The organism is Tahibacter aquaticus (assembly GCF_004363655.1).
Taxonomy (GTDB): domain Bacteria; phylum Pseudomonadota; class Gammaproteobacteria; order Xanthomonadales; family Rhodanobacteraceae; genus Tahibacter; species Tahibacter aquaticus.
The window spans coordinates 80,680-95,247 of record NZ_SNZH01000007.1 but is presented as its reverse complement, the minus strand read 5'-3'; the positions used below and the strand labels follow the sequence as shown (position 1 = coordinate 95,247).

Here is a 14,568-nt window from a genome sequence, read left to right as displayed (position 1 = left end):
AACGGGCACGCCTTCGCAGAAGGTTCTAGACGGCTATCCGCACCGCGCCAGCGGGAAGAGACACAAGGACAGTCACAAGAGCCTCCTGGGCGACGGATGGGTGGGTGGCGCAGCATAGCCTTGGGCCGGTGCCGGCGGCAACGGCGCAAAAAAACGCTCGGCCCGGGCGAGCCAGGCTTCGTCGCCACACGTCGGCAAACGGCCAGCAATTCGCGGCCGACCCGTCGAGCCATCGCCCTTGCTTTCGCAGGGTGCGATGAGTAACCGCGAATTGCACCGCAAGTTGGCGAAACCAACCGCTTTCGCTCGATTTACGGCGCAATTCGCTGCGCTCATCGGCGCTCTACGGAAGCGGACTGCTACGGATGCAGGCGCGCTTGCCTGCACGGGCCAGGCGGGCTTCGCCAGAAACAGGGCACTGTCAATAAATTACATTTACCATGATTAAAGAATTACAGCGACACGAACACCCTCAGGCCATGCGCCGCGCCTCGATCACATTCGGCACCGCGGCCAACCGGCCGAGCAGGCTGGACAACTGGCCGTAGTCGGTCACGCGCAGGGCGAAGTTCATCGTGGCCAGGCCGGAAACCGCATCCACGCGCGTGTTCACGGCCAGCAGGTGTGCATTGGCCGAGGCAATCACATTGGTGATGTCCTTGTGCAGCCATTTGCGGTCGTAGCCCTTGACCAGTACGTCGACTTCGTAGGCCTGTTCGCGCCGGTTGCCCCATTCCACTTCGATGACGCGGCTGGGATCGCGCGTGCGCAGCCGCGCCAGGCTGGCACAGTCGGCGCGGTGCACGCTGACGCCGCGGCCGCGGGTGATAAAGCCCATCACCGGATCGCCGGGCAGCGGCTGGCAGCAGCGTGCCAGCTGGGTCAGCAGATTGCCGACGCCGTCGATGGTCAGCGCATCCTTGGTGCCGGCCTTGGGCGGACGCAAGGCTGGTGCCGGTGCCGGCTTGGGCGGCGCGATCATTTCGTGCAGCGCCCGCGCGACCTGGGCCGAACTGACGTCGCCCAGCGCCAGCGCGACGAGGAAATCCTCCAGCGATTTATGGTTGAAGCGCGGCGGCAGGGAATCGAGTTCCACGTTGCTCAGTGCAAGCCGGCGCAGTTCTTTTTCCAGGATGGTGCGTCCGGCGGCGAGATTGGCCGCCAGGTCGACGCGCTTGAACCAGGTGCGCACTTTTTCCAGCGCGCGGTGCGTGGTGAGGAAGCCATGCTGGGCACTGAGCCAGTCGCGCCGCGGCGCTTTTTCCTTGGCCGTCAGAATCTCGATGCGGTCGCCGCTGGACGGCTGGAACGCCAGCGGCACGATGCGGCCGTTGACCTTGGCGCCACGGCAGCGATGGCCGACGTCGGTATGCACGTGATAGGCGAAATCCAGCACCGTCGCGCCCCGCGGCAGATCCATGATTTCGCCGCGCGGCGTCAACAGGTAGACGCGGTCTTCGTGCAGGTCGGTGCGCAGGCCGGCCAGCAGGGCTGCGTCGTCGTCGCTGTCGTCCTTGGCGTCGAGCAGCTGGCGCATCCAGGCCACCTTGCGCTCGAAACTGGCATCGCCGCCGCCGCCTTCCTTGTAGCGCCAGTGCGCCGCCACGCCGAGTTCCGCGTGCGCGTGCATGTCGTGGCTGCGGATCTGCACTTCCAGGGTCTTGCCCTCGGGGCCGACGACCGCCGTATGCAGCGACTGGTAGTGATTGCCCTTGGGCCTGGCGATGTAGTCGTCGAACTCGCCGGGGATATACGGCCACAGCGTATGCACTACGCCCAGCGCGGCGTAGCAGGCCGGCACGTCTTTCACCAGCAGGCGCACGGCACGGATGTCGTACAGCGCGCCGAAGTCGCCGTCCTTGCGCTGCATTTTTTTCCAGATGGAATAAATATGCTTGGGCCGGCCGGCGATGTCGGCCACCACGCCGGCCTCGTGCAAGGCTTCGCGCAGCTGTGCAATGGCGCCGGATATGTAGCCTTCGCGATCGACGCGGCGCTCGTCGAGCAGGCGCGCGATGCGTTTGTAGGTATCGGGCTGGGACAGGCGGAAGGCCAGGTCTTCCAGTTCCCATTTCAGCTGCCAGATGCCCAGGCGGTTGGCTAGCGGCGCATGGATGTCGGCCGTCATCTGGGCCAGCGCAAGCCGTGCTTCGTCGTCGATCTGATCGGCGGCGCGCAGGCGCGACAGCTGGCGCGCCAGCAGGATGAACACCACGCGCAGGTCGCGCACCACGGCCAGCAACAGCCGGCGCAGGCCTTCGGGGCTGGTATGCGCGTCGCGCGCTGCGTAGAGGCTCCAGACTTTCTCCGCCGCCGCCTGGCCTTCCAGCAGCAGGCGCAGGCCGGCGCTGGCGACGGGCGCTTCGGCGGCGAAGCCGGCACGATCCAGTTCATAGACAGCGGCGGCGGCCAGGGTTTCGTCGTCCAGGCCCAGGTTGCCGAGCAACTGCACCGTCGTGGTCAGGCGCGCGAAGCGGGCGGCGAGGTCAGGCGTGGGCTCGGCCTGCAGCGCCGTCTCCAGGCGCGTGCACGCGATATTCAATTCATCCGACAAAGGCCCGGCCTGACGCCGCTGGGCAATCCATTCATCGAGGCTGGCGACAGTAGGCAGTTTCACACGGCAATTGTAACGGAGCGATCTGTCGCGCCCAGCCCATAACGAAAGAACCCCGGCCTGGGCCGGGGTTCCTGTATTTCACCGCAAAGCGAAACTCAATCGACCTTGATGCGGAACAGGATCTGCGACTGGTTGTAGCTCTGGCCGGCGGGCAAACCGGTGTCGCCGACGACGATCCAGCAATCCGCATAACCCGGCGCGGCGCTCAGCTGATACTGCAGGCCGAGCTGGCTGCCGCTAGTGATGTACTTCGGACTCTGCAGCCCACCCGGGAAGGCGGTTGCAAAGATCGACGGAATGGAACCGGTGCAGCTGAGCTTGTTGCTTGCGTCCACGCCAGCGAAGAACGCAGTCTGAGTGGCATTTTCATCTGCGGCGCCCGGCGGACCCGGCTTGCGATTGAGGATGAAGTTGGTGATCTGGCCGAGGCACTGTTCCGGATACGGCGGTTGCTGGTTCAGATCGCAACTGACCGTGGGCAGCTTGCCGTTGCCTTCGTCCGGGATCGCGATCGGCGACAGGCTGAACGACGGCGGATCGTTGTCGAGCGAGACGATATGCAGCGGCACCGACTTGGTGCTGCTCTGGTTGCGGCTGTCGACGGCCGTGATGATGATCGACGCCTGCACGCCCTGTACGAAGGTGCCTGCCACGGAATCGGTGGCGAAGTTCGGATCGTAGACCGGGATGTCGAAGCGGCAGGTGCGGCGGATCTGTTCGCCCGGCTGCGGAATTTCCTGCTGCGCGCAGCTCAGGTTGGTCGCCGGCATCAGCGCGCCGTTGAAGCTGATGTTCACGGTCGCATTGAGCGGGTTCAGGCCGATTTCGCTGGTGTCGTCGCTGATGACGAAACGCACGTCGGTCGCGCCGCTGCCTTCGTTGAGCACGCCGACCATGTTCGGCGCGGTGGTGATCACTGGCAACAGGTCGGACAGTACGCCGCGTCCGGCGGAGACGTTGTCGGCGAGGTTGGCCTCTTCGATTTCGACACAGCCAGGAGGAGCAGTCGGACTAGGATCGCAGCTGACGAAGAGCGCCGCGGAGGTCAGCATGAGGTTAGGGTTGGCCGGCAGCTGGAACACACCGGAACGCAACGGACGCTGCACCACGAAACGGCGCGAGATGCCGCCGGCAGGAACCGTCGATAGAACGTCGATGCTATTCTGCGTCGGCGTTACAGTACAGGTGGTCGCGCCCAGGGCTGCTTCGCAGAAGCGCGACGAACCGGAGTCGAACACCGAGCTATCGAAACCGTCGCGGATGACGTAGGACTTGCCGGCAAATTCGGCCGGAATAGTCATATCGACCAGATACTTGAACTGGTAGTTGTTGTCGAAGTCCGGCAGTGAGAGTACACGCGTCAACACAGTCGCGTTCGGCGTTGCCGTGCTTTCGAGGCCATCGGTGAACAAGCCGTAAGAGGCCTTACGTACACCGCTGCTGTCGAGTACGTAGCAGATCAACCCTGCGTTCGGCGCCATGGTCAATCCATTACCGCGGAAATTCCACCCGCCGACACCGCCCAGACTGCTGGTCGCGCCACCAGTCATACCACCGAACTTGAAGTCCCCGGAACTGCCGTTGACGCCGGGAAGCACCGGCGCGATACGCGTTCCGGCCAGCACGGCGTTGCTGGTGTTGCCACAGAGCATCGGAAATTGCACACCGACGGTGCTGATCCCGCCATTGATCTGCAAGGTCGAGAATAGATCCGGATTCTCGTCATTGAACGCCAGCGGCAGTATCGCTGCCTGGCTGACCCCCACCATGCCGACCATTGCCAGGCCCAGCACGGGCGCACTCGTTCGGTTAAGCCGGAATTGCCTCATCGTATTCATCACCAGTGACTGATTTGCTTGAAACGGAGCACGCAGGTACACGCGATCCCATTGAATGCAGCTCGGACCCTTCCCGTTGTCCCCGCTCCGGCCCGGTAGCGCACGCTAAAACCTGACGCCGGCCTGACCGCCGCTTGTGAAAACGGAGTATACGGACGGCCTTTCCCACCGATGTTAAGTAGCAGTTACCTGACCCGTTGATTTTGGACCAGATTCCGGGGCTTGACGATAACTGCTGCGTGACTCTTTACAATCGCGGCTTTCGCCGCCCCCCTGCGGCTTCGCAAAAGGTGTTTCATGAACAGGATCCGGGCCTTGGCCCTCGCCGCTGTCGTGTCTGCTTCATCCCTGGCCCACGCTGCGGAATTCTCTTCGCTGGAAGAGCGCATGAGCCGCGCCGAATTCAGCGCCGCCGGCCTCGACACGCTCAAGCCGGAACAGCTCAAGGCACTCAACGAGTGGCTGCGCTTCAACGGCCTGGCCCCCGGTGCGCCGGTCGCCATCGCCCGTTCGCGCGATGGCGTTCCCGAGTATTACCCGGACGAAAAAGCCCGCCAGCCCATCGTGGCGCATATCGAAGGCAAGCTCGACGGCTGGATGGGCAAGACCAGCTTCAAGCTCGACAACGGCCAGGTCTGGCAGCAGGCCGAAACCGGCCTCAAGTCCGGCCTCGCCCTGAGCAACCCCGAAGTACGCATCAAGCCCATGCTGCTGGGCAGCTGGCTGATGTACGTCGAGGGCTGCGGCTGCAGCATCCGCGTGCGGCGCATCAAGTAGGTCGCCGGGGCGGCTTCTCAAGCCGCCGACAGCAAGACGCCGCTGTATGAACGAGCCAGGCATTGGCCCCGTCACGGGACAATGCCTGGATCTGGCGCAATCGCCGCAGCGCTGCCTGGCCTGCTGTTGCGGCGCGCTGCGCCGTGGCATCAAAGCAGAGCCGCTGCGATACGGCCACTTAGCGCCGCAGGCTGTCCAGCACCCTCTGCAACCGTTTGGGCGATACCGCCTCGGCTGTCTTCAGTTCCTGGGCAAATACCGACACACGCATTTCCTCGATCAGCCAGCGCAATTCGTCCAGCTCGGCCGTGGCGGTCTCGCCGCTGGCGCGCAGGCGCAGGTATTCGCGCCAGTAGCCTTGTACTGCCAGCAGGCGCGACTGGTCGCGGCTGGCATCCACGCGCAGGCGTTCGGCGCGCAAGCGCATGGCCTTCAGATAGCGCGGGTAATGCGCCAGCCGGGCCTTGCTCAGGCTGCGCACGAAACCGGGATGGACCAGGTTCTCCAGCTGGTCGCGCAGGTCGTCGTAGTTGGCCTTGCCATAGCCCATCAGCGGCGCCTGCAGCCAGGGTGCCAATTCCACATACGCAGAAAGTACATCTTCCACCAGACGCAGCCATTCCACCGCGGCGGGGAACAGCAGCCGCGCCAGATCCGCCTCGACCCGGGCGAAGTCCTCGCGCCGGCGCAGGTCCAGCTCGCGCGCACCGAACAGCTCGTTCAGCGCCGCCTCGATCAGGTCTTCGCGCAGCGATTCCACGCTGGCGATGCCGGCATATTTGAGCGCCAGCGCATGGTTGATCGGCAATTGCCGCCGCGCCTGCTTGATGCGGTCGGCCAGAGCCCGGCGCAGCAGCCGCAGCACGCCGAGCCGGTGCGAGGCCAGCGCTTCCTCGCGGCGCTCGAACACGCGCAAGGCAACGCTGTCGCCCAGATCGACCAGGGCCGGATAGGCAGTCAGGTTGCCCTGGCTCAGCAAGGAATCGGGAATCTGCTCGAAATCGAAGCCGTCGACTTCTTCGCGCGTCAGGTCTGCATCGGCCTGGCGCGAAAATGCCGCCCGCGCCGCACCGCTCCAATTGGCCTGGATCAGTGCCAGATCGCGCCCCTGTTCCAGGGTGCGGCCCTGCTCGTCGTAAACCCGAAAATGCATGCGCAGATGCGGCGGCAGTTCGATGCCGGCGAAATCCTGCTCGCTCGCTGCCACGCCGGTGACACGCTGCAGATACGCCGCCAGCACGCGTGCCAGCGGCTCGTCGCGCACCGCTTCGCTTTCCGCAAAGGCGCGGGCGAAATCCGGCGCCGGCACGAAATTGCGCCGCAATGCCTTGGGCAGGCCGCGGATCAGTTCGGCGGCTTTCTCAGCCAGTAAACCCGGCACCAGCCATTCGCAGCGCGCCGCCGGCACCGCGTTGACGAAGGCCAGCGGCAATTGCAGGCTGACGCCGTCGGCAGGATCGTTCGGCACGAAGCGGTATTCCAGCTTCAGCTTGTGCCCCGCCAGTTCCAGCCGCGTCGGATAGTCCTGCGCGGCAACGCCGGCCTTGGCGCCCAGCACATCGGCCAGCGACCAGCGCAGCGCCGACTGTTCGTTCGGCGTCGCGCGGCGATACCAGCCGTCCAGCGCTGCGGCGCTGCTGATCTCCTGCGGCAACTTGCCGGCGAACCAGGCGACCAGGCCCGACTCGTCCTTGACCAGGCCGGCGCGGCGCTGCTTGGCTTCCAGCTCCTGCGCCTCGGCCAGCACGCGCGCATTGGCGCGTACGAAATCGGCCTTGGCGTCGATCTCGCCCCGGGCCAGCGCCTCGCGCAGGAATACCTCGTGCGCCAGCGCCGGTTCCTGCGTGCCGTATTGCACCTGGCGCTTTTCCACCAGAATCAGACCGAACAGGCTGACCTGCTCGAACGCCATCACCGCACCGCGCTTGCGCGACCAGTGCGGGTCGCGCCAGCTGCGCTTGATCAGGTGTTCGGCCTGCTGCTCTATCCACTCGGGTTCCACCCGCGCGCAGAGCATGCCGTACACTTTTTGTAAATCGATAATCTGCCCGGCCAGCAGCCATTGCGGCGGCGACTTGGCCAGCGACGAACCCGGAAACACCTGGAAACGCCGTTCGCGCGTACCGCGGTACTGGCCGCGCTCGTCCTTGCGGCCGACCTGGGTGGGCCAGCCCGACAGCAGGCAGCGGTGCACCTGCTCGTAGCCCGGCGCATCCAGCAGGGCCGGCGCGCTGCCGTCCGCATCGGGCGCCGTCGCATCGCGCACCACGTCGCCCAGCGACCAGTCCAGTTCTTCCACCAGCAGCAGCAACTGCCGGTGCAGTTCGCGCCACTCGCGCATGCGCATGTAAGAGAGGAAACGCGCCTGGCACCAGTCGCGCAAACGCGCCTGGCTGAGTTCCTCGTGCGCGGCCGCGTGCGCCTGCCACAGCTTGAGCACGGCGACGAAATCGGAACGCGTATCGGCAAACTGCGCATGCGCCTGGTCGGCCGCCTGGCGCGCGTCGGCGGGGCGTTCGCGCGGATCCTGGATGCTCAGGAACGAGGTCACCGTCAGCAGCTCGCGCAGTGCGCCGCGGTCCTTGGCCTCGATCAGCATGCGTGCCAGTGCCACGTCGATGGGCAGCTGCGCCATGATGCGGCCGGTCGCGGTCAGGCGCTTTTCCTCGTCGATCGCGCCCAGCTCGGTCAGGCGGCGGTAGCCGTCGCCGATGGCACGTTCCGGCGGCGCTTCCACAAAGGGAAAATCCGCCACTTCGCCCAATTTCAGATTGAGCATGCGCAGGATCACGCCGGCCAGCGAACTGCGCAGGATTTCCGGCTCGGTATAGCGCGGCCGCTGCTGGAAATCCTGCTCGCCGTAGAGACGGAAACACACACCGGCGGAAACGCGGCCGCAACGTCCCTTGCGCTGCTCCGCCGCAGCCTGGGAAATCGGCTCGATATGCAGGCGTTCCAGCTGCGTACGCGGCGAATAGCGCTTCACCCGCGCCGTGCCGGTATCGATCACATAGCGGATGCGCGGCACCGTCAGCGAGGTTTCCGCCACATTGGTCGCCAGCACGATGCGCCGTGCCTGGCCCGGCTTGAACACGCGGTCCTGGTCGTTCGCCGACAGGCGCGCATACAGCGGCAGCACCTCGGTATTGCGGTACAGCCGCCGTGCCAGGGCCAGATGCGCGTCGCGGATCTCGCGCTCGCCCGGCAGGAACACCAGCACGTCGCCACGGGGATCTTCCGCCGTGATCTCGTCGGCCACGGCAACGATCTGCTCGACCAGGCTCAGCTCGCCGCGCTCGCTGGTTGCCCTCGACTTGCCGCCCTGCCCCGCCGCTGGCGCATCCGCCACGGCCGGCCGCCAGCGCACTTCCACCGGGAAACTGCGCCCTTCCACATTCACCACCGGCGCATTGCCGAAGTGGGCGGAGAAGCGCGCCGTGTCGATGGTGGCCGAGGTGACGATCAGCTTCAGGTCGCGCCGCCGCGCCAGCAGCCTTTTCAGATAACCGAGCAGGAAATCGATGTTGAGGCTGCGCTCGTGCGCCTCGTCGATGATCAGGGTGTCGTAGTCGTTGAGCCAGGCATCGCCCTGGGTTTCCGCCAGCAGGATGCCGTCGGTCATGAACTTGATCAGCGATTCTTCCGAGACCTGGTCGGCGAAGCGCACCTGGAAACCGACCAGCTTGCCAAGCTCGCTGCCCAACTCCTGCGCCACGCGCCGCGCCACGCTGCGTGCGGCGATGCGCCGCGGCTGGGTACAGCCGATGCGCCCGGCCACGCCGCGGCCGGCGGCCAGGCACAGCTTGGGCAGCTGAGTGGTCTTGCCGGAACCGGTTTCGCCCGCCAGCACCACGACCTGATGCTTGCGGATCAGCTGCACGATCTCGTCGGCCTTGGCCGCGATCGGCAGCGATTCGTCGACACGGATCTCCGGCACGCGCGCCGCGCGCGCCGCACGCCGCGCCTGCGACGTGGCAATGTCGGCCTGCAGCGCGGCAATCTGCTCCGGCCTGGCCTTGTCCGCTGCGTCGTGCAGGCGGCGCCAACGACCCTGCAGACGGGCGAAATCGCGTACCAGCACCGAATCCAGCGCCCTACGCTGGGCCGCCAGCGCCGCGGCCGGCGAACCGGGTTCGGGCCGCGCGGGCTTGGCCGGCGGGGAATTTTTCTCTGCCATCAGGGACTACAACTCGGCGGAACGGACCGCGGAACCGGCAATCATAGCCGTTGCCTATGCAGACCATCGTCCAGATGTGGACTACAGTCCGCCGCGACGCGCTAAAGTCGCCTCTGAATCAACCACGGAGACCTGCACATGGGTATCGACATCGGCATTGCCAAGAAGGACCGCGAAGCGATTGCCAAGGGCCTTTCGCGCCTGCTCGCGGACAGCTACACCCTGTACCTCAAGACCCACGGCTTTCACTGGAACATCACCGGGCCGATGTTCAACAGCCTGCACCTGATGTTCGAGACGCAATACAACGAACTGTGGCTGGCGCTGGACCCGATTGCCGAGCGCATCCGTTCCCTCGACCAGGCAGCCCCCGCTTCCGGCGCCCAGTTCGCCGCCCTGTCCTCGATCAAGGAAGAAAGCGGCGTACCCGAATGGCGCGACATGGTCGCCCAGCTCGTCGACGGCCACGAAACCGTTGCCCGCACCGCGCGCGAAGCGTTCAAGCTCGCCGACGAAGCCTCCGACCAGCCCACCGCCGACCTGACCACGCAGCGCATGCAGGCGCACGAAAAGACGGCGTGGATGTTGCGTTCCCTGCTGGCCTGATCGATCGATCAAGCGCCGCTTCGGCTAACGTTTTTCAAGGCCAGATACCTCCATGTCGGGGGTAAGCCCGACGGCTTGCCCCCCAATTGGCGAGAAATTTCCAGCGCGGCAGCTCTTGCCGACGCTTGGCCTTGGCTGTTGCCGTTGCTTCTGCGCGCAGGAAGCGCGCGCTGGCAACGGGGCCCGTATGCCGCGGTGAGGCCGCGAAGGGAAAAGCCCGCAGGGTCGCGGCCAGGGATGGCCGCGAGTCGGCGCAGGGAACAGGATGTCCCGTACGCCGACCGCCGTAGCGGCCTCGCATAGTGTTGGGCCATGGATGGCCCAAAACCGCCGCATCCGGGGTGTCCTTTGGGAGTCCAGAGGGCATTTGGACAAGCAAATGCCCTCTGTTCGCGCACCCAAGGTGCGCGAAACCTTCCCATTGCGGACATGAAAACGACAAAAACCCGTGCTAGCCTGCCCCACCTTTCGACAGCGGCGCCCACGCAGGACGCCACTGTCCCGTCGCGGCGGTCTGGCCGCGCGCAGAGCCCCTGAGGCCTGCGTACCGGGAAAGTGCAGCCGCTGGCGCGGCGCACGACGAATTGCAGGATTCCAACGCGGATGCCGCTTCACCCGCCCCGTCCCCCGGCACAACGCCCCGCGTTGCCTGCCGGCCCAGGACCCGGGCGGCGTAGCGGCGTCTTCTGTCGCCGGATGCCGGTGTCGCTCACGACCCCGGACCTTGTCTCACGCACTCATGTTCAGGGGTCGAGTATGAAAGCAGTCGTTTCACCCGCACGCTGGGCTCTGGCCCTGGCCGTGCTCGCCACCGCCGGGCCGGTCAGCGCCCAGGTCAGCCTTACCACGCTGGGCTCGGCCTATACCCAGGACTTCAACACCCTGGCCCTCAGCGGCACGACCAACACCACCCTGCCCACGGGCTGGGCCTTCGTCGAAACCGGTACCTCGGCCAATACCACCTACGCCGCCAGCACCGGCAGCGACAATGCCGGCAATACCTACAGCTACGGCACTGCCGCCAGCACCGACCGCGCCTTTGGCTCCTTGCAGAGCGGCAGCGTGATCCCGGTCATCGGCGCCCAGTTCAGCAACGGCACCGGCGCCACCATCGACGCCCTCGCGATTGCGTTCACTACCGAACAATGGCGCATTGGCAACAATACCACCGCGCGCGACGACCGCCTCGATTTCGAGTACAGCACCGACGCCACCAGCCTGAGCACCGGCACCTGGACCGCGGTGACCGCGCTGAATGCGGTCAACCCGATCAAGACTGCCGCCACCGCGGGCGCGCTGGACGGCAATGCCACGGCCAACCGCACCGCCGTGAGTTCGTCCATCAGCGGCCTGACCATCGCCAACGGCACCACCTTCTGGATCCGCTGGAAGGACTTCAACGCCACTGGCGCCGACGACGGCGTCGCCATCGACGATTTCAGCCTGACGCCCAGCGGCGCCCTGCCGCTGCCCGATCTGAGCATCGACGATGTCACGGTGACCGAAGGCGCAGCCGGCAATACCGTCACGGCCACCTTCACGGTCAGCCTGTCCACGCCGGCGACCGCCGCAGTGACCTTCAATATCGCCACGGCCGACGACAGCGCCACCGTCGCCGACAACGACTACATCGCCCGTTCGCTGACCGCGCAGACCATTGCCATCGGCCAGTCGAGCTTTACCTTCGACGTCACCGTCAACGGCGACTCGGCCATCGAGCCGAACGAACAGTTCTTCGTCAACGTGAGCAGTGTCAGCGGCGCCAACGTCACCGACGGCCAGGGCGTCGGCACCATCAGCAACGACGACGCCCTCGTGCCGCAGCTCACCATCAACGACGTCAGCGTCGCCGAAGGCAACAGCGGCACCTCGATACTGCAGTTCACCGTTACCTCCAGCGTGGCGGCACCGGCCGGCGGCTATACCGTCACCGCGACCACCGCCGACGACACGGCTACCGTGGCCAACAGCGATTACGCCGCAAGCACCGGCACCGTCACCATCGCCGCCGGCGCCACCCGCGGCACCTTCGACGTGACCATCAACGGCGACACCACGGTCGAGCCTGACGAACAGTTCTTCGTCAACCTGAGCAATGCACCCGCCGGCACGCAGATCGGCGACGCCCAGGGCGTGGGCACCATCACCAACGACGACGCCCTGCCGACACTGACCGTCGGCAACGCCAGCGTGGTCGAAGGCAACAGCGGCCAAGTTGGACTGGAATTCACGGTGACCCTGAGCGGCCCGGCTCCGGCCGGCGGCGTCAACTACACCATCAACACCGCCAACGGCACCGCGACCGCACCCAGCGACTACATCGCCTTCGTCAACACCAGCGCCTCGATCGCCGCCGGCCAGACCACGGGCACGTTCTCCGTGATCGTCAACGGTGACACCACGCCGGAAGCCAACGAAACGCTGACCGTCACGCTGAGCAACCTGGTCAACGCCACGGCGGGCGCGTCGCTGACCGCCACCGGCACCATCACCAACGACGACGCGGTCGAGATCCACGCCATCCAGGGCGACGGCCTGGCCGGTCCGCTGGTCGGCCAGACCGTGCTGACCAAGAGCAACATCGTCACCGGCAAGGGTCCGCAGGGCTTCACCATGCAGGCACCGGATGCGCGCGCCGATGCCGATCCGAATACCTCGGAAGGCATCTACGTGTTCACCTCCAGCACGCCGACCGTCTTCGTCGGCGACATGGTCGATGTCTCCGGCACCGCGCTGGAATTCAACGGCCTGACCGAAATCGGCTCGGCCACCGTCACGGTAACCAGCACCGGCAATACCTTGCCGACGCCAGTCGAGTTCAACGCCACCACGCCGTCGCCGAACCCGGCCACGCCCAGCTGCGTGGTCAGCGCCAGCAACTACGAATGCTTCGAGTTCATGCGCGTACGCATCGCCAACGGCCTGGTGAATACCGGCAACCAGCGCTTCGGTTCGCCCGCCACCGAAACCTATGCGGAAGTGTTCGTCACCGCCAACGGCCGCCGCGGGGTGCGCGAACCGGGCCTGCTGTATCCGCTGGTGCCGACCGCCGGCAACCTGGCCGCCGGCCAGTGGGATGGCAATCCGGAAATGTTCGAGGTCGATGCCGACTACTTCGGCGCCGTGCCGCAGGACACGCCGATCACCGGCGGTACCCGCTTCAACGCCGTCGGCGTGCTCGGCTACGACTTCGGCGACTACGAACTGTGGGCGACCGAATTCAATGTGGTCGACGCCGCGCCGGTACCGCGTGCAGTGCGCGATTCCAAGGGCGCATCCGACCTGCGCATCGGTTCGTTCAACATGCTGCGCTTCTGCGACACCACCAACAACGGCACCGGCAGCGATCCCTGCCTGGCACCGACGCCGACGGTGGACGGCTTCGCCTACAAGGTCGCGCGCCTGTCCAAGTACATCAACGAGGTGCTCAAGGCGCCGGACGTGCTGGGTGCGGTCGAAGTGGAAAACCTCGCCGTGCTGCAGGCACTGGCAGCCAAGCTCAGCGCCGACAGCGGCTTCCCCTATGTCGCCCGCCTGGAAGAAGGCAACGACATCGGCGGCATCGACGTCGGCTTCCTGGTACGCACCGACCGCGTCGCCATCACCAGCGTCACCCAGCTGGGTAAGACCGTCACCTGGAACGATCCGACCGGCAGCCCCACCGCCCTGCTCAACGACCGTCCGCCGCTGCTGCTGCAGGCCAGCTTCACGACCGGCGGCAACCGTCCGTTCGCCGTGATGGTGGTACATCCCAAGTCGCGTTCCTGCGTCGACCAGACCGGCGGCGCCACCTGCGTGCAGGCCGACGTGGATCGCAACCGGCAGAAGCGCTTCCTGCAGGGCAAGTACCACGCCGAGCAGATCCAGGCCTTCCAGCAAGCCAATCCGGGCGTGATCTTCAGCGTGGTCGGCGACTTCAACGACTACCAGTTCAGCGACGGCTGGACCCACATGCTCGGCGCCATGGAAGGCACCTACGACGATGCCGCCAACCTGCTCGACTACACCGGCAACACCGTGGTCTCGCCCAAGCTGTGGAACGCGGTGATGTCGGTACCGGAGAACGAGCGCTATTCGTTCCTGTTCACCGAGAACTTCGGCGTATTCCAGGGCTTCAACACCCGCGACCTGCCGACCCAGCAGTCGCTGGACCACGCCCTGCTCAACGTGACTGCGCGCAGCCTGTTCGCCGGCTTCGACTACGGCCGCGCCGACAACGACGCACCGGCCGAATGGGAGCGCCTGTGCAACGTCGTGCCGACGCCGCCGGCGACGGTGCCGCCGGGCTGCCCGAACATCGCCATCGCCGTGTCCGACCACGACGGCCTGGTGTTCGTACTCGCCACCGACCGCATCTTTGCCGACGGTGTCGAGCCGGCACCGTGATCGGGGTAAACTCCGCAACGAGCTGAACCAGTGGGGCCGGGCGACCGGCCCCATTTTTTTGTGGGCCAGAAATGCCCGCTTCCCCACGCAAGCGCGGGGAGCGGGGAGCGGTACGAAAGCCGCCCCACCGCGCCAGCTGCTGCAAAAACACCGGAAAACTTGATCGC

6 protein-coding genes and 1 pseudogene are annotated in these 14,568 nt (G+C 65.9%); 4 read left to right on the top strand and 3 right to left on the bottom strand.

Annotated elements, in window-relative coordinates; all coding sequences use genetic code 11:
* Positions 1-472 precede the first annotated feature (472 nt).
* Both DFR29_RS12720 and DFR29_RS12715 read right to left on the bottom strand, forming a co-directional pair.
* Positions 473-2,617 (bottom strand): bifunctional (p)ppGpp synthetase/guanosine-3',5'-bis(diphosphate) 3'-pyrophosphohydrolase, encoded by a 2,145-nt coding sequence (locus DFR29_RS12720; protein ID WP_243746041.1) that lies wholly within the window; start codon positions 2,615-2,617, stop codon positions 473-475.
* A gap of 95 nt (positions 2,618-2,712) precedes the next feature.
* On the bottom strand, positions 2,713-4,410 hold the full coding sequence (locus tag DFR29_RS12715) for a hypothetical protein (RefSeq protein WP_133818990.1): 1,698 nt from the start codon (positions 4,408-4,410) through the stop codon (positions 2,713-2,715).
* A gap of 342 nt (positions 4,411-4,752) precedes the next feature.
* Between DFR29_RS12715 and DFR29_RS12710 the strand changes: the two genes are divergently transcribed.
* On the top strand, positions 4,753-5,232 hold the full coding sequence (locus tag DFR29_RS12710) for a hypothetical protein (RefSeq protein ID WP_133818989.1): 480 nt from the start codon (positions 4,753-4,755) through the stop codon (positions 5,230-5,232).
* 178 nt (positions 5,233-5,410) lie between these two features.
* Here the strand turns inward: DFR29_RS12710 and hrpA are convergent, their stop codons facing one another.
* Positions 5,411-9,409, bottom strand: a complete 3,999-nt coding sequence (gene hrpA, locus DFR29_RS12705; RefSeq protein WP_133818988.1) for an ATP-dependent RNA helicase HrpA — start codon at positions 9,407-9,409, stop codon at positions 5,411-5,413.
* A 138-nt stretch (positions 9,410-9,547) separates the two neighbouring features.
* Between hrpA and DFR29_RS12700 the strand changes: the two genes are divergently transcribed.
* The 3 genes and pseudogenes from DFR29_RS12700 to DFR29_RS30510 all read left to right on the top strand — a co-directional run bounded on the left by DFR29_RS12700 (position 9,548) and on the right by DFR29_RS30510 (position 14,401).
* On the top strand, positions 9,548-10,015 hold the full coding sequence (locus DFR29_RS12700; protein WP_133818987.1) for a Dps family protein: 468 nt from the start codon (positions 9,548-9,550) through the stop codon (positions 10,013-10,015).
* Positions 10,016-11,482: 1,467 nt separating this feature from the next.
* Positions 11,483-12,169, top strand: a pseudogene (locus DFR29_RS30515) (Calx-beta domain-containing protein); the annotation flags it as partial.
* On the top strand, positions 12,149-14,401 hold the full coding sequence (locus DFR29_RS30510; RefSeq protein WP_425598833.1) for a Calx-beta domain-containing protein: 2,253 nt from the start codon (positions 12,149-12,151) through the stop codon (positions 14,399-14,401). The pseudogene DFR29_RS30515 and the gene DFR29_RS30510, both read left to right, overlap by 21 nt.
* Positions 14,402-14,568: the final 167 nt, after the last annotated feature.